Origin of the sequence: Streptomyces sp. NPDC051555 (genome assembly GCF_044454405.1) — a bacterium.
Classification (GTDB): domain Bacteria; phylum Actinomycetota; class Actinomycetes; order Streptomycetales; family Streptomycetaceae; genus Streptomyces.
In genome coordinates, this window is sequence record NZ_JBITDP010000027.1 from 65,821 (window position 1) to 79,762 (window position 13,942).

The window sequence follows — 13,942 nt, forward strand, 5'->3', positions numbered from 1 at the left end:
CTGGGGGAAGGCGGCCCGGGCTTTGGCGAGAGCGGGCCGCCTTCGTTGTGTCTGGTCTGGTGGTGCGGGTTATGCGGGTGCGATGACGAGGGTGGTGGCGTCGTCGCGGTAGCCGTCGTGGTCGGGTTGGGCGACCGCGGTGAGGCTCTGCACGAGCGCCCTGGGGGTGTTCGCGTGCTTCGCGACAAGGTGCTGCATGTGGTCGTGGGTGATCTGGTCGTGGATTCCGTCGGAGGTCAGCAGGACCAGGTGGCCGGCGGGGATGGTCACGTGGTGGACGGTGGCGGGGCTGGCGTCCACGAGGGCGATGTTGATGCGGTTGGCGAACCGGTCCGCGATCTCGGCCGGGATGCCGTGGGTGGTCAGGTAGGTAGTGACGTTGTGGTCGGTGGTGTAGCGGGTGAGGGTGGTGCCGTCCCAGCCGTAGGCGCGGGCGTCTCCTGCCCAGCAGATCCAGGTGGCGTGCCCGGGGCGGGCGCGGGCGGTGACGGCGACGGCGTCCACGCGGGGCGTGACCGGGACGGCGCCGGGGTCACGGACCAGGAGGGACGCGGTCAGGAGCCCGCTGAGCGCGCCGTCGGTGGCGCTGGTCCGCGCGGCGGCGACGGCCAGGACCGGGACGAGGTCGTGCAGGGGGTCGCTGTGGCCGATGCCGTCGATCACGGCGGCCCCGACGGCCCCGTCGGCCGCGGTCCAGGTGTGGGCGGCGTCGGCGTTGGTACCGCGGGTGCCGGTCCGGGTGGCGACGGCAGTGACAAAGCTGCTGGGCACAGGGTCTCCCGGTTCGGGTCAGTGGGTGCCGGTGACGTGGGCGACGTAGCCGGGGCACGGGGTGTCGGGGCAGTCGCAGCCGCCGCACTCGGTGCAGAGGTCGCCGTCGCAGTCCTCGCACCAGGAGTGGTCGCCGTCGTGGTAGTCGCCGCACTCGTCGCAGTAGATGTCCTCCACGGACGGTCCTTTCAGCGGTGGTTGATGGTGCCGGTGGCGCGGCCGAAGAGGCCGGTGGCGCTGATGTTCTGCGTGACGTGCTGGACCGGTGCGGCCCCCCGTCCCGCGCCGCGTCCGGCGCGGAGGAGGAGCGGGGCGAGGGTGCCGGCAGCGATGAGGGTGATGGCGGCCCAGAGGGCGTCGGTCATGGCGATCAGTCCCGGGGCGGCGTAGGAGATCCCGAACCCGGCGGCGGCGATCCCGCCGCCGACGGTGGGGGCGAGGAGCGCGGTCGTCTTGGCCCATGCGGGGATCTGCTGGGCAACGGGGGCGGGCGCGGGGGTGGGGTGGGTGTAGGCGAGGGTGCGGTGGCCGCCGGGCAGGGTGACCAGTTCGACGCCGGGCGGGAGTTCGGCGGGCAGCATCGCGGGGTGCTGGATGGTGGTCGGGTAGAGGACCGGGTCGCCGTAGCGGGCGGGCGCGGGGGTGCTCGTGCGGGTGCGTTCATGCACGACGGGGCTCCCTGATGAGCGCGACGAGCACCCCTTAACGGTTAAGGGGTGGTTGCCGCGTGGCTTGTCGTCTGCTTGTCGTGTGGCTTGTCGCTTGTCTTGTCTTGTCGCTTGTCGCCTCCCAGGTCAGCCACCGTTTGCAAGCCCCCAGGAGGGCTAGCGGCGGTGTCTGCTGGTGGTGGGGCGACAAGCGACAAGGTCAGTCCTCACAGGGCCCTTCAGGGGCGTGCTGGCGGTGGACGTAGCGGGTTTTGGTGCCGGTCCCGATCCGGATGGCTTCGCCTTCCTCGGTCCAGGTCTTGAGCCATCCGGCGACGGTCTGGCGGGAGGTGCCGTACCGGTCGAGGTGGCGGGCGATCGCGGACGCTCCGGTCCCCTCGGGTCCCGCGGCGAGCAGGAGGGTGAACGCGGCCTGTTGGGCGGCGTTGTCCTCGGCGCGGTGCGCGGAGAGGTTCAGCCCCGGGTGCGCCGGTCGCTCGGCCGGGGTGTCGGGGTCGGTGGTGGTGGCGAACTGGGCGTCGATCTGCCGCATGAACTCCGCCGCGAGGGCGTCCTCGTCCAGGACCGCCGGGCCGGTGGCGGCGCGGTGGGCGGAGAGGTTGAGCCCTGCGGGCCGCCCCTCTGCAGCCGGGTCCGGGAGGCCGGTGGTGGGCTGCTGGTGGTCGGTGATCCAGGCGGTGCGGTTGTGGTCCCAGCGGCGGGCGTAGTCGGTGCCCGCGGCCTTCGCGGAGATGGCGTCGAGGTAGGGGTGGCGGTCGCTGGTGGCGTGGACGATGTCACGGATCTGGTTGGGCAGGATCCGCCACGTCCCGAACAGCGCGGCCGGGGACTCAGGGGTCCCCATGAACCCGGTCCCCTTGTAGGGGGCCTGCTCGATCCGCAGACCCCGGCCGCCGGGGAACAGCTTCGAGAGGTCCATGCCCTCCGTCGCCCCGCCCGTGAGGGCGATGCGTGTCTTGGCTTCGCGGCGGATCATCATGTTCCCCAGCACGGACCCGGTCGCGCCGAGCGCGGTGAGTACGGTGCGGATGCCCATGGCGCGGAGCATGCGGATCACTTCGAGGATCTTCTTCGCGAGCCGCTTCTTCTCCGGCTCATTACTGATGAGGATCTCGGCGCCCTCGTCGATGACCAGCATGATCTGCGGGATGTCCGCGCTGATCGGGAGGAGGTCGGTGTTGGCCTGCGCCATGAGGTCTTGGTAGGCGCGCTTGCGGTAGAGGCCGATCCGCAGCGCGGCATCGAGCATCAGGTCGGCTTCCTCGTGGGTGGCGGCCAGCCAGTCGATCCCCGGCCGCACCACCGCGCCGCCCTCCCCGGCGGGTGCCATGGCGGGGCGGACCCAGGGCAGGCCGGCGGAGCCGGCGTTGAGGTCGATGACCCAGGTCAGCATGTCGGTGGCGCGGGCGAACCCGGCCAAGATGACGTGGACGATGTTCGTCTTCCCGGATCCGGTCGGCCCGACCACCAGCGCGCACTGCTCCCGTAGGTAGGCGAGGATCTCGTCCGCGTTGGTCCGGTACCCCCACGGCACCCCGGTGTGGATGGAGAGGGGGCTGTAGTCGGTGGGGTAGGGGACTTCGGCGGCCAGGACGTTGACGGTGGTGACGTCGATCAGGACGCGGCCCTGGTCGATGCCGGGCGTGGCGGCGGCGCTGCATCCGTGCGGCAGGCGGGCGTCGGCCGACAGGCTGGCATTGTGCTGCGCGATCTTCGCGTAGGTGGCGCCGCCGGGCGGCAGTTCGGCGTCGATGGTGAACCCGCTGTTCGTGGGCCACATCTCCACCGCGAGGATCCGGACGGTGATCCCGCACACGCGCTGGATCCGGTCGACCCACTCCGCGGCGATCGCCCGACGCTCCGCGGACAGTTCACGGGCGACGTGCCGTTCGGCAGCGGCGATCGCCTCCAGCTCCCGGGCCTCCTCGTAGAGGCCGACGGAGCGGGCCGTAGCGCCCATGCCGACGCCGATCACGGCGAGGGAACCGAGGGCGGCCCAGGTGAGGGGGCCGGTGGCCAGGGCCCAGGTGGTCCAGCCGGAGCCCAACAACCAGGAGGCGGCGCGGGCGCTGATGGTGCGGGCGGCGAGCTTCTGGCGCAGCCCGGAGGCGGTGTGGCCGATCGCCCCGACCGCGCCGGCGGCGAGGGCCCAGGTGGGGGGCATGTGGGCGAGGGTGCCGACGGTGGCGATCGCGTAGGCGCCGGTGGTCGCGGAGAGGGCGCCGGTCACGGGTCCGTGACCGGCCGCCCAGTCCAGCGCCAGCCCGTTGTGCGTGACGGTCTGGGAGGTAGCCATGATCAGACGTTCCAGCCCTTCTCGGCCTCGGGCCCGTTACGGGGGTCCTCGTGACGGGCGATGTCCGGCTCGTGCACCAGGCGGAAGGTCTCGCCGAGGTCCTCGGCGGCGGCGGTGGCCGCGTTGAGGGTGCCGAAGATGTCCGCGAACCCGTCCGCGACCGCCTTGTCCAGGGGGAACTCGTTGTCGGAGCGCTCCGCGAGGATCCGCATGATGTTCGCGATCGACGCCAAGGCTTCGGGCAGGCCCTCGACCATCGCGAGGATCTCCATCGCGCTTTCCGGCTCGTAGGACTGCGCGGCCTGCTCCATCTCGGCGGCCAGTTCCTCGAACCTGAATCCCGTGTCCGTGCTGCTCATACCGGGCTCTCCTTGACTGGTGGGCGGTGCGGGAACATGCGTTGCGGGACGGGCGGCCTGATCCCCGATCTCGACCTCGTCCTCTTCCTCGGCAGCGGCGACCTGCTCCTCGGCCGCTTCTTCGTCGGCGTCCAACTGGGCACGGATGGAACCGTCCTGGTCCTCGCGCTCGATACGGGCCCGCCCCGCAAAGAAGCGGTACAGGCGGCGGCCCGGGTGGATCAGCCAGCCCCAGCCCAGCCACCGCCCCAACGGCGTGGTCACCATGCCGAGCAGGCCAAGGGCGCCGCCCAGGACGGCGGCCAGCGCCCGGCGGGCCTGGAAACGAGCAGCGGAACGACGCAGCGCCCGGCGCGCGGCCTGGCGGGCCGGGGCCTTCGCCGCGGCGATCCGCTGACGACGAGCCGCCTGCCGAATGCCCTGACGACCTGCGTCCACGGTCCGCGCCGCGCTGCGATCCCGGGCACCCCGGGCCGCAGCGGCGGCCTTGTCCCGGAGCGCGACGGCTTTCCCGATGCCCTTGCCCAGGGTGCGGGCGGCGACGCCGCGCGGGTTGCCCCCGGCGCCGGCCGCGCGCTCGTTGGCCTTCGCCGCGCGGCGGGTGTCGGCGACCTGGCGGCGGGCCTGCGTGGCCGCTGTACGGGTAGCGGCCCGGGTCGGCGATTGCGAGCGGGCTTGGGAGCGCAGTGCCCGTACCTGCCCGGCCCGACCACCCGCTGCCGCGTCGACCGCGCGGGCCGCACGCTCGCGGGCCGACACCCGGGACGATCCCGCCGCCGGGCCGCCCGACCGGCCACCGGCCGACGTGCCTGCAGCGCGGTGGCGGGCCTGCCCACCAGCGGTCTTGCGGGCGCCGGTTCCGCCCGCGGTACGTGCTGCGGGGCGGGGCTGGGAGGGGATCTGGCCCAGGAGGCCACGGCCGGCGCTCGTGCCGGTGGTCCGGCCAGCGGCCGGGGCCGGATGCTTGGCGGGGTTCTTCCTCTTGGTGGTTTGGGCGCGGTGTCGGGCGGCGGCGGTGCCTAGGACGGCGGCGCCGGTCATCGCCACGGCGACGGCGACCGGGCCACCGGCCAACGCGGCCGTGGCCAGGAGGCCGGCGGCGGTGTTCGTACCGGACAGGGACAGCGGGACCACGGGGAAACCACCCGTGCTCTGCTCCACCTGCTTGCCCACGGTCGCGGTGCCGGCGTCCAGCGCGGCGACGGGGGGAGGGGTGGATTCTTCGGGGGGAGCCTGCGGATCGGTGACGGTCTCGGTCATGCTGAACGTGCTCCTTCAAGGGAGTTGAGGGCCCGGCCGGTGCTGTAGGAGGCGGTCGGCCGGGCCCTGCTGGAGTTCAGACGGACAGGGCGGTGCGGGCGGCGCCGGTGAAGGCGTCCATCGCGGACAGGGCCTCGGTGCGCCGTGCGGTGAGCTGGTCCAGGTGGGAGGCGTTGCGCAGCGCGTAGGTGGCCTCCACCGCGACGAGTGCGGGGCACTGGAGCGTGGGGAGGAACAGGCTGACGGCCAGATGCGGGGCGGTCAGCGCCGAGCGGGTGACGTGACTGGCCGCTCGGGCGTCCGCGATCTGCTGGCCGGGCGCGCCGTTCAGGCGCAGGTGCTCGCGCACCCACATCGCCCGGCGGTGGTCGGCGAGCACGGAGGCGAAGGCCGTCACCGCGGTGAGACGGTCAGCGGCCGCCTTGTCCTGGCGGGCGATCTCGGCCTGCAAGCGTGAGGCCCGGCGCTGGAGCAGGGCGGTGACCAGGGAACCGGCGAGGGTGCCCAGGACGGCTATGACGGTCTGCCACACGAGGCAACTCCGAGGTAGAAGAGGAGACAGGGCTCAGGCGGCGCTCTGTTCTTCGGGGTAGGCGCAGGTCACGCACGTGCCGAGGGAGGCCGGTATGACGTATCCGGCATCAGAGCGGCAGGCGGGGCAGGTGCGGCGGGCCGTGTTCGCTTTGGCGAGGGCGGCCCACCGGCCGGGGGTCATCGGACGGACCGGCCGCGCGAGGTCGACGCGGTAGAGGTAGGCGACGAGCGGCCCGCGCCGGTAGCGGGGCCGCTCGACCTGAGCGACGACGTCCTGTCCGCCGGGCCGCAGGCCCAGGGCCCGCAGCTGCCGGCGGGTGGCGAGGCCGTCCGGGGCGAGCCTCCAGCAGTAGACGGCGGTCACCGGGGGCTCTCCTCCTGGGCCATGAGAGTGGCCCAGGCACTCCGAATGCGGGCTTCGCCGCCGGTGAATCCGCTCTCGCGGAACGCGGCGGCGGTCTGCCGGTAGGACAGGGGCGGGTCGGTGGAGTAGCGCAGAAAGCGGAGCACGACCACGATCTGCTCATCGGCCAGCGCCTCACCGATCAACGGTGTCGGCACCCCAGCGATGGCGGCGACCTCGGCGAGCGTCACGGGCGTGACGGCGGGCGTGACGCCCTCTCCCTCGGCACCGGCCAGCGAGTCGCTGACCTGCGTGTCTTCCCCGTCACGGCCCTCCGTGACGGCACCCTTCTCAGGGGCCGGTTCGGGCGCGGACGGCAGGGCGGGCGTCACGGCCGCCGTGACGGCGTCACGGGTGGGCGTGACGGGCTCGCGCGGGGGTGTGACGGTGATCGCGAACATGTCACCGAGGGCGACGTCGGCGCCGGTGGTGATCCGTTCTCGCTGAACCTCCAGCAGCCGGGCACCGAGCGTGGTGTCCGCGGTGCCGACCTTGCGGGCCAGACGCCACGACGCCCGGTCCGAACGCTTGCGCACGTTCTTGTCCGGGTGGTTCTGGGCGCGGGCGCGGTGGTAGGCGAGGGCCTGGACCACGGCGGCCGCGCGGGCTTCCGTTTCGGCGTCGCGGCCATCGACGTGGATCACGATCCTGCGTGCGAGGAAGGCCATACCCTCGGCCGACACCGACATGCCCAGCGGCGTGATCGCGTAGATCACGGTGCGGGGCCCGTCCGGCGCGGCGACGGCGGACATCGCCGACGCCGCGGCGGGCAGGGCCCACAGGCCGGCGCGGACCACGGCCGGGGAGGACTGACCCAACATGGTCAGCCCCAGCAGCACCAACGCCAAGACCGCGGTCGCGCCCTCGCCCGCGGCGACCGCGCCGAGCGCGGTACCGGAGTTGTAGGCGCCCTTGATGTTGGAGAAGGTCCCGTACCCGCCCGCGCCGCCGGTGACGAGCATCGGGACGAACGCGAGCCCGAGTACGAGCTTCTGGGCGAGGGTCAGCGGGCGGCCGCTCACCGCTCGTCCTCGCTCTTCTTGCTCTCCCACGGGGTGTAGGTGACGGGCTCTTCGGCGGTCCGGCGGCGGATCGCGTCCGCCGCCCACCGCGGGTCCCGGCTCACTGCGCGGTTCGCCTCGATGACAATCCGCACCGCGAGGGCCCGGCGCTCCAGCAACCGGAAGTACAGCCGCTCATCCGCATCCGCGATCGACGGAAGCGGCAGGTTCAACGCCTCAACGATCGCGGCCAGCAGGTCGACGTGCGCCGCTTCGGTGCGCTCGTTCATGCCGCGTCCCCCGAGACCTGCGAGCCGACCGTGCGGTTGGCCGCGTCCTTTCGGGCGGTCAGCACCCGGTGGTGGGCCCGGCGGATCCGGCGGGCGTCGAACTCCGACGCCGGCCGGTCCAGCAGCACGATCAACGCGTCCAGCAACTCGACCTCGGCGACGATCAGCGGCATCTCGGCCTCGATCGCGTCCAGCTCCGCGGCCGACGGCTCCAAACCGTCGGACCACGGCGTAACAGCAGCCTGAAGTGCGGCGATGTTCTTCATGAGTCGTGTTCTCCCTAGCAGGTGGACGGCTCGAAGCGGCCCCGGTGTTCCAGCACCGGGGCCGCACGCCGTTAGAGGGTGGAAGGGTCAGGCCGGGCGCGGGAAGTGGAGCGCGCTCGGCGCGGTGTGCGCCGGGTCGCTCTCGCAGTCCGCGGCCCAGCCCTGATGGGACCAGCAGGTCTTGCGGTCGTCGCCGTGCATGCCCGCGTCCTCCAGGTCGTTGTCACGCTGGATGGCCGCGGCGAGCTTCTTGTTCATCTCGAACCCCTTCCGGGGCCGATAACTCCGGCTCCCCTCGACCCCGCCCGTACGGCACCGAAGGGCACCGGACGGGCGGAGGAGGCAGCCGGCCGGTACGCCGAGACGTCCCGGAGGTTGAGGGCAGTGCGAGCTAAGGTCGGCTGAGCCGCCGGTGCCCGCACAGCGGTTGAGCAGTGACGCGAAGGGCGCGGCCAGCCGTACCGGTCTAGTACGGCTGACGCCCGCAGATGTCGGTGGAACACAGCAGCCTCCACATCCGGAGGGGCAAGGCTTCACCGGATCCGTTGCCACGGAGTTCCGGTCCCGAGCCTGAGAGTCGGGCGCGTCATCGTCGCTGCTCTGACGCCAGCAGGGCGGCCTGCACGAATCGGTGCAGGATGGCGTGCCGCCGACGACTTCACCCGGTCGTCTCGGGGGCGGTCTCACTCTTGCCGCCACGTGCGTTGGAGCCTCGCTGTTCCTCCCCACACCCGAGCCCGGGTAGCGCCTGCCAAGCACATAGGGGGAGTCAACGGTGCATCACGGCGGTTTGCCCCCGGACCCTCGCCCTAGGCACCTACCGCGACCGCCGACTCGCGTCAGCCCCGCACGATCACTGTTCAGTTCTCAAGAGAGCAAGACCGCCGGCGGTGCGCGGTAGACCTGTCAGGCCTCCCGTAAGCACGGGGCAACGCCGGAGCCAAAGCGACTGCCACGCACCGCCTAAGCGACGCATGTATTACATGCCTCTCACCGTGACAGATCAAATCCGCGCCGTCAATCGGCTGGCTTCGGGGTGTCGGATCCGCCGCCCTCGGTGGCGACATGACCAGCATGGCTGGGAAGCGCGGGACGTTGGACTCCGCGCATGTACGACTCGGTGCCGACTCGCTAGAGTCAAAGTCGTTCCAGGGCGTCCTAGTTGGGGGAAGTCGTATGGCCAACGAACGTCTTCGCGGAGCCATCGTGGAGAGCAACCTCAAGCTGGAGCAGGTCGCGGCACGTCTGGGCGTATCCCCAAAGACCGTCGAGCGCTGGATCGCCGACCCAAAGCGCAAGCCCTACAGGCGCTTTCAGTACGCCATCGCTTCCCTGCTGCGTCGCGAAGTCTCCTACCTCTGGCCGGACGAACGGACCTCCGAGGAGGTCATGGCGTCCAGCGGATCCGAGGTGCTGACGCTCTACCCGCACCGGTCCGTCGTCCCACCGGACACCTGGACGAAGCTCTACTCGGGCGCCGCCGCTCACTTCGACGTGCTCGTCTACTCGGGCTTCTGGCTGACCGAAGATCCGCGGTTCCACCGTGTCGTGCGCGAGCGCTCGGCAGACGGAGTTCCCGTGCGCTTCATGCTGGGCGACCCCAACAGCCCTGCCGTGGCGGTCCGCGGCGAGGACGAGGGGATCGGTGCGGCCATGGCCTCCAAGGTCCGAAACGCCCTGCTCAACTACGCGCCGCTGTTCAAGCTGCCCGGCGTGGAGTTCAGGCTGCACTCGACCACGCTCTACAACTCGATCTACCGTGCAGACAACGAACTGCTCGCCAACGGACACGTCTACGGAGTCGGCGCCTACATGGCACCCGTGCTCCACCTTCAGCGTGTCCCCGGAGGGGAGCTGTTCGACACCTACGCCGAGAGCGTCGAGCGGGTCTGGGAGTCCTCCCGCCGGATCACCTCGCCCACCGACTACGAAGGCACGTCATGAGCCGTATCGACTACTTCCGCGACCCGAACGCCCCGGCAGCCAACTCGGTTGTTCCGTCCGTGACCGCCATCGTGGTCAATGAGGAGGGGAACCTCCTGCTCATCCACAAGACGGACAACGGGCTATGGGCCCTGCCCGGCGGTGGGCACGATGCGGGCGAGAGCGTCACGCAGACCGTCGCTCGGGAGGTGGACGAGGAGACCGGGATCACGGTCGTCGTCGAGGACATCGTGGGGCTCTACACCGACCCGCAGCACGTCATGGCATACGACGACGGCGAGGTTCGGCAGCAGTTCTCGATCTGCTTCCACGCCCGACCGGTCGGCGGCTCCCTGCGCACCAGCTCCGAATCAAAGGAGGTCCGCTGGTTCTCCCCCGCGGACCTGGACAAGCTGGAGATCCACCCGTCCATGCGACTGCGGATCACCCACGGGCTCGACCGCACCCGGAGCAGGCCCTACATCGGCTAACCGGCCTCCTGGGTCGCGGTCAGACGGCCCTCGACCCGCTGAACCGCAGCGTGAATCTCGGGGGCCGCCCGTTGGATGAACCGGCCCACGATGGTGTCGGGGCCATACCTGCCGACGATCTCCGAAACCCGGGCCTCGGAGGTGGTGTGCCCGCCGTCGGGGGTGGTCGTCATGTCGCAGAACAGCAGCGCGTCCACGAGCGCCGGCCGCTCCAGTTCGAACTCCGCGGCCAGCTCAGTTTTCAGCCCGCGCTCTTCAGCCTCCAGCAGGGCGCAGGAGTGATGAGCCACGAGCCGAACGACCCGCTCGTCCACCCCCTCCTGATCCCTGAGGAAGCGCGCGCCGTCGAGCGGGTGGAAGCCCGTGGACGCGATGCGGGGCGAGTAGCCGACGTCGTGCAGGACCGCGGCCGCCTCCATGAGCGCGGCATCCGTGCCCAGGACCCCCTGGAGAGACCGCGCACGCTGAGCCACCCCGAGGGAGTGGGACCAGCGGCGGGGCAGCGGCTCGGCCAGCAGGGATTCAGCGAGTTCGTAGGCCCGCGCGGTGACATCTGTGATTGCCATGCCTATGAGCCTCCCGACCCGGTAGGGAGGGCGCGAACCTGACGGCGTCGGCTCGGCCCCATCTCGATCAGGCCCCGCCCCTCCAGCAGGGCGATGGCCGTACGCACTGCGGTCCGGGACACCCCGAAGGCCTCGCACAGCTCACCCTCGGAGGGGAACACGTCGCCCACCGCCACGCCGTCAACGCGCAACAAGTCGGTGATCCGCTCGACCAGCGGCCGCCGATCACCCGTGCCGGTCACGTACCACCCGGCGCCCTGTACAGACTCGATCACGCCGTCAGTCTTCAACACCTTGAGTGCACGCCCGACGGTCGACCGGCCGACTCCGTAGGTAGCCATCAGTTCGGCCTCGGAGGGCAGCCGCTCCTCGATCTTGCCCTTCTCGATCTGCAGTCTCAGAGCCTCAGAGACCTGCAAGTACGTACCCCGCGGACTGGCCTGCGGCACCCGGTCTCCCTCGTTCGCGACTCCGCCGGCGGATTCCGGCAGGGCTTTGCCTTCGTCCAGCTTCCCACGGGCACTCCCTGACCAAGCCCCCGCACAGGTCCCGAATTACGGTGCGGGCGGCGGTGGGCAGGTGACTCGGAGTCCCGGAACCCACGGCTCCGGTGAATACGCGGTGAGGTGACGAGCAGATTCCCCACGGGGTTAGACTCCGCCGCAGGTCAGGGGCACTTCGTGAGGGAACCGTGCCGGTCTCTTCTAAGCACTTGGCCGCAGGTTCGAGTCCTGCCGGGGGCACTCTCTTCGCGCCACCTGAAGCCCTCCCTCCGGGGAGGGCTTTCGCGCAGGTCAGAGGCACTTTAGCGTGAGCGCCGTTGCGGTGACGTAAGCCCGCTCGGGGACCCTGGTGCCAGCGCCGGCAGTCCGACTGAAACCGGCTCCGGACGGCTCTCGGCGGCTGTTCTTCCCGAAAACTTCCCGAAGTTCCGCCCCGACCGGTCCGGCGGCGAGACTACGGCGGGCAGCTCCTGCGGTCCCTCGATGCGCTTCTGAAGATCGGCGAGCTGGCCGGTCACGCATCGAGCGTAAGTAGCGAGCAGGACGGGGACGCTGTTGCCCGCCCAAGCGGCCACCTGGGCCGGCGGGACTCCATTGTTCAGCCAGGTCGTCAGACAGGTGTGCCGGAGGTCGTACACGCGCTTGCCGACGGGCGAGGCGTACTCGTGTTCGTCGAGCACGGCTTGCCGCGCCTTGCTCCAGACGCGCCGGAACACGGATCCGGCGAGCAGCCCGCCCTTCTCCCCGGGGAACAGGAGGTCGCCGGGCTCGAGATCGTCACGCGCTACGAGCTCGCGCAGGATCGCGGCGAGCGCCGGGTGGGCGGGCACCGGACGGGTATCGCCAACGGCCCGGCCCTTCAGCTGACGGCTCTCGTGGACCTTGCCGTCGTCCGTCCACTGACTGCCGACCTCGGGCTCCGCCCTATGAGCAAGCAGTTCGCCCCAGCCCATTTCCGGCAGCGTCGCATCGGCGACGCGCAGGGCGACGGCCTCCTCCGGGCGCAGGCCCGCGTAGTAGAGGGTGGCGAAGAAGGCGCGGAGCCGGTATCCGGTGCGGGGACGCCCACCGATCCAGACGAGGAGTCGGGCGACCTGGTCGGGGTTGAGCAGGGAGCGCTTGTCGACGGCGTCCGCCTCCTTGGGCGCAGCGCCCTCCTCCCTCCCCTTGGGCAGCGGGTTGACCTGGAGAATCTTCTGGCGAATCGCGTACTTCATGACGACGTTCATGATCCGCCGGTCTCGGTTGACCGAAGTGGCGGCGGTCGGCGAGCCGTCGAGGCGCGCGCTCAGCGCGTGCATGACGCGGTCGACGTGCTGGACGTCCTCCCAGGAGGACATGTGCAGGGAATTCCGCCGAACCCAGGACAGGATGGTTCGCACCTCCGGCGGGGCCTGGCCGCGGCGCCCTTTGTTGAAGGCGTACTCCCGGAGTGCCGTCCGTACCTCGACCGGATCGAACTGGTCCGGCACCTCGGCACGCAGGAGCACAAGGGTGACTTTGGTCAGGGCCTTCGCTGTGCTCTTGCGGTTGTTCGCTGAAATGCGGGGCCACTTCATGTCGACGTATTGGAGCGCGAACTCGTACCAGCTGACCTCGGCCGTCGGTGGGGCGTGGGACACGGGCCGTCCGGTGTCGTGATCGAAGGGCTCGCCGTTGTTCGCGGCAGTGAGGAGAGAGGCACGGAAGGAATCGGCGAGGGCGCGAGTCTTGTAGCTCTCGCCTCGCCTCTTCCCGTCCACGGACCAACGGACGGTGTAGGTGGCGCCTCGCTTGCCCTTGTAGACCTCCATGTCGTAGATGCGGACCTTGAAGGACCGCTGCGTCACGCGTGGTCCTCGCAGTCGGCGAGCCAGTTCTCCAGGTCACCGCGGCGGATGCGCAGGGCTCCATTGGGGAGCCGTATGCAGCGCGGCGCGCGGCCCTTCTGGCGCCAGTCGTAGAACGTCGATCGTGCGATGCGCAGTTCGGAGCAGAGCTCGTCGACGGTCAACTTGTCGCCGGGCCGACGGGAGGCGGGCGCCGTGCGGATGCCGCTCTCGGCTCGGCGCCCCAAGCCAGGGGATATCGGGGATCGGTGCAACGGGGACGTTCCTTTCGGCGTGCGCACGAGGGCGCGCACGCAGGGAGAGAAAGTCCGACTGCTCCACCACAGGCAGTCGGAGGTAACTCCCACAACGATCCGGAGAATCCCCGGTTTGGCTGACCGGGGATTGCCTGGTATACCGCGCAGCGCACGGCCGATGGAAGCGATTCGCGACCCCCTCGCCGAGGGCTCGCGAGGATGCATCGAGGGTTCGATCGTCCCAATTGCCCGATCTCCCAGAACTCCCGGCCCTACCATACGACGAAGTGCGGTGCTGGTGGGCGCCATTCGCCCGCCACTGGCGCTCCTTCCAGCAGGACAGAAAGAAAGACCAGGTCAGAAGGGATTCGACGAGGGCTCGACGAGCCCTCGCGAGGATGAGGCGTCTGGATCTAGGATCTTGGATCCTGGATCATTCCTTACGGGGCGCCAAGCGCCAGCGCCGCTCGCCATCTCCGAATCTGCAACGAACTCGGCTCCCGGCCGGAATCTGCGTCATTTCGCCGACCGGGGTTTTGGACCCAC

At 70.7% G+C, this 13,942-nt stretch carries 17 protein-coding genes; 2 read left to right on the forward strand and 15 right to left on the reverse strand.

The genetic code is table 11. The annotated features are described in order from the left end of the window. Positions 1–69: 69 nt before the first annotated feature. From ACIBEA_RS36575 to ACIBEA_RS36625, 11 genes are all read right to left on the reverse strand, one after another. Positions 70–771, reverse strand: coding sequence for a hypothetical protein (locus ACIBEA_RS36575; protein WP_399267525.1), 702 nt, complete (start codon positions 769–771; stop codon positions 70–72). 18 nt (positions 772–789) lie between these two features. Beyond that, on the reverse strand, positions 790–948 hold the full coding sequence (locus tag ACIBEA_RS36580; RefSeq protein ID WP_399267526.1) for a hypothetical protein: 159 nt from the start codon (positions 946–948) through the stop codon (positions 790–792). An 11-nt stretch (positions 949–959) separates the two neighbouring features. Then, positions 960–1,439 (reverse strand): hypothetical protein, encoded by a 480-nt coding sequence (locus ACIBEA_RS36585; RefSeq protein WP_399267527.1) that lies wholly within the window; start codon positions 1,437–1,439, stop codon positions 960–962. Between the two features lie 199 nt (positions 1,440–1,638). Then, on the reverse strand, positions 1,639–3,735 hold the full coding sequence (locus ACIBEA_RS36590) for a hypothetical protein (protein WP_399267528.1): 2,097 nt from the start codon (positions 3,733–3,735) through the stop codon (positions 1,639–1,641). 2 nt (positions 3,736–3,737) lie between these two features. Then, positions 3,738–5,354 carry a hypothetical protein gene (locus tag ACIBEA_RS36595; protein ID WP_399267529.1) on the reverse strand — a complete coding sequence of 539 codons (1,617 nt, stop codon included), beginning with the start codon at positions 5,352–5,354 and terminating at the stop codon, positions 3,738–3,740. 76 nt (positions 5,355–5,430) lie between these two features. After that, on the reverse strand, positions 5,431–5,886 hold the full coding sequence (locus tag ACIBEA_RS36600) for a protein kilB (RefSeq protein ID WP_399267530.1): 456 nt from the start codon (positions 5,884–5,886) through the stop codon (positions 5,431–5,433). 33 nt (positions 5,887–5,919) lie between these two features. Beyond that, positions 5,920–6,252, reverse strand: a complete 333-nt coding sequence (locus ACIBEA_RS36605) for an RRQRL motif-containing zinc-binding protein (RefSeq protein ID WP_399267531.1) — start codon at positions 6,250–6,252, stop codon at positions 5,920–5,922. Next, positions 6,249–7,253, reverse strand: coding sequence for a hypothetical protein (locus ACIBEA_RS36610; RefSeq protein WP_399267576.1), 1,005 nt, complete (start codon positions 7,251–7,253; stop codon positions 6,249–6,251). The genes ACIBEA_RS36605 and ACIBEA_RS36610 overlap by 4 nt, the downstream gene beginning before the upstream one ends. Before the next feature lie 56 nt (positions 7,254–7,309). Further along, positions 7,310–7,582, reverse strand: coding sequence for a hypothetical protein (locus ACIBEA_RS36615; protein WP_399267532.1), 273 nt, complete (start codon positions 7,580–7,582; stop codon positions 7,310–7,312). Then, positions 7,579–7,848, reverse strand: a complete 270-nt coding sequence (locus tag ACIBEA_RS36620) for a DUF6284 family protein (protein ID WP_399267534.1) — start codon at positions 7,846–7,848, stop codon at positions 7,579–7,581. Before ACIBEA_RS36620 ends, ACIBEA_RS36615 begins: the two co-directional genes overlap by 4 nt. Before the next feature lie 87 nt (positions 7,849–7,935). Further along, positions 7,936–8,106, reverse strand: a complete 171-nt coding sequence (locus ACIBEA_RS36625) for a hypothetical protein (protein ID WP_399267535.1) — start codon at positions 8,104–8,106, stop codon at positions 7,936–7,938. A gap of 918 nt (positions 8,107–9,024) precedes the next feature. Here ACIBEA_RS36625 and ACIBEA_RS36630 point away from each other — a divergent pair. Both ACIBEA_RS36630 and ACIBEA_RS36635 read left to right on the forward strand, forming a co-directional pair. After that, positions 9,025–9,792 carry a helix-turn-helix domain-containing protein gene (locus tag ACIBEA_RS36630; RefSeq protein ID WP_399267536.1) on the forward strand — a complete coding sequence of 256 codons (768 nt, stop codon included), beginning with the start codon at positions 9,025–9,027 and terminating at the stop codon, positions 9,790–9,792. Beyond that, the gene (locus ACIBEA_RS36635; RefSeq protein ID WP_399267537.1) at positions 9,789–10,262 is read left to right on the forward strand and encodes an NUDIX hydrolase; all 474 of its coding nucleotides are present in this window, start codon (positions 9,789–9,791) and stop codon (positions 10,260–10,262) included. The genes ACIBEA_RS36630 and ACIBEA_RS36635 overlap by 4 nt, the downstream gene beginning before the upstream one ends. Here the strand turns inward: ACIBEA_RS36635 and ACIBEA_RS36640 are convergent. From ACIBEA_RS36640 to ACIBEA_RS36655, 4 genes are all read right to left on the reverse strand, one after another. Continuing rightward, a complete protein-coding gene (locus ACIBEA_RS36640) occupies positions 10,259–10,828 on the reverse strand; it encodes an HD domain-containing protein (RefSeq protein WP_399267538.1) in 570 nt (189 codons plus the stop codon). The two genes, ACIBEA_RS36635 and ACIBEA_RS36640, sit on opposite strands and share 4 nt — an antisense overlap. 2 nt (positions 10,829–10,830) lie before the next feature. After that, positions 10,831–11,277 carry a GntR family transcriptional regulator gene (locus ACIBEA_RS36645; protein WP_399267539.1) on the reverse strand — a complete coding sequence of 149 codons (447 nt, stop codon included), beginning with the start codon at positions 11,275–11,277 and terminating at the stop codon, positions 10,831–10,833. Positions 11,278–11,633: 356 nt separating this feature from the next. Next, positions 11,634–13,160: a tyrosine-type recombinase/integrase gene (locus tag ACIBEA_RS36650; protein WP_399267540.1), complete on the reverse strand. Its 1,527-nt coding sequence runs from the start codon at positions 13,158–13,160 to the stop codon at positions 11,634–11,636. Beyond that, entirely contained in the window at positions 13,157–13,387 is a 231-nt protein-coding gene (locus ACIBEA_RS36655) for a helix-turn-helix transcriptional regulator (protein WP_388832930.1), read from the reverse strand. The genes ACIBEA_RS36650 and ACIBEA_RS36655 overlap by 4 nt, the downstream gene beginning before the upstream one ends. Positions 13,388–13,942 lie beyond the last annotated feature (555 nt).

What these genes read in the sequence shown, in the direction of transcription:
- ACIBEA_RS36640 (WP_399267538.1), bottom strand. Translation starts at nt 10,828, where the DNA reads ATGGCAATCACAGATGTCACCGCGCGGGCCTACGAACTCGCTGAATCC.
- ACIBEA_RS36635 (WP_399267537.1), top strand. Translation starts at nt 9,789, where the DNA reads ATGAGCCGTATCGACTACTTCCGCGACCCGAACGCCCCGGCAGCCAAC.
- ACIBEA_RS36630 (WP_399267536.1), top strand. Translation starts at nt 9,025, where the DNA reads ATGGCCAACGAACGTCTTCGCGGAGCCATCGTGGAGAGCAACCTCAAG.
- ACIBEA_RS36620 (WP_399267534.1), bottom strand. Translation starts at nt 7,848, where the DNA reads ATGAAGAACATCGCCGCACTTCAGGCTGCTGTTACGCCGTGGTCCGAC.
- ACIBEA_RS36615 (WP_399267532.1), bottom strand. Translation starts at nt 7,582, where the DNA reads ATGAACGAGCGCACCGAAGCGGCGCACGTCGACCTGCTGGCCGCGATC.
- ACIBEA_RS36590 (WP_399267528.1), bottom strand. Translation starts at nt 3,735, where the DNA reads ATGGCTACCTCCCAGACCGTCACGCACAACGGGCTGGCGCTGGACTGG.
- ACIBEA_RS36625 (WP_399267535.1), bottom strand. Translation starts at nt 8,106, where the DNA reads ATGAACAAGAAGCTCGCCGCGGCCATCCAGCGTGACAACGACCTGGAG.
- ACIBEA_RS36610 (WP_399267576.1), bottom strand. Translation starts at nt 7,253, where the DNA reads ATGCTCGTCACCGGCGGCGCGGGCGGGTACGGGACCTTCTCCAACATC.
- ACIBEA_RS36595 (WP_399267529.1), bottom strand. Translation starts at nt 5,354, where the DNA reads ATGACCGAGACCGTCACCGATCCGCAGGCTCCCCCCGAAGAATCCACC.